Source organism: Cupriavidus sp. 05T42 (genome assembly GCF_056396345.1).
In genome coordinates this window covers 1-462 of record NZ_JBFTLH010000067.1, presented here as the reverse complement: position 1 = coordinate 462, position 462 = coordinate 1, and the positions used below count along the sequence as shown (strand labels likewise).

1 protein-coding gene is annotated in these 462 nt (G+C 72.9%); it reads left to right on the top strand.

Annotation, left to right across the window (positions count from 1 at the left end):
* Positions 1–382: sulfite exporter TauE/SafE family protein (locus tag AC1EJR_RS27350; RefSeq protein WP_477147862.1), on the top strand; the 382-nt coding region annotated here is incomplete at its 5' end.
* Positions 383–462: the final 80 nt, after the last annotated feature.

Below are 462 nucleotides of genomic sequence, written 5' to 3'. Positions count from 1 at the left end.
GGCCGTGACCCAGCAGCAGGCGCGGCTGTCATCGCGCTGGATTCCGGCTGTGGGCGTGGTGGGTGGGCTCTTCTCGGGCTTCTTCAGCGTGGGCGGCGGCGTGGTGGCCGCGCCGGCGCTGGTCGGCCTGTTCGGCATGCGGCAGGCCGCCGCGCAGGGGCTGGCGCTGGCGCTGGTCACGCCGGGCGCCGTGGTCGCGCTGATGACCTATGCCCAGGCCGGGCATGTCGACTGGACCAGCGGYATCCCGCTCTCGCTCGGCGGCATGCTGACGATCTCCTGGGGCGTGGCGCTGGCGCACCGGATGCCGGAGCGCCGCCTGCGCGCCGCGTTCGCCGTCTGCCTGATCGTCACGGCGGTGATCATGCTCGTGCGCGGCTAGCCTGCCGCCGGCTTGCGGAAGACCAGGCTGAAGTTGTTCGCCGGCATCGGGATGGGCGCGTCGCAGGTCATGCCTTGCCT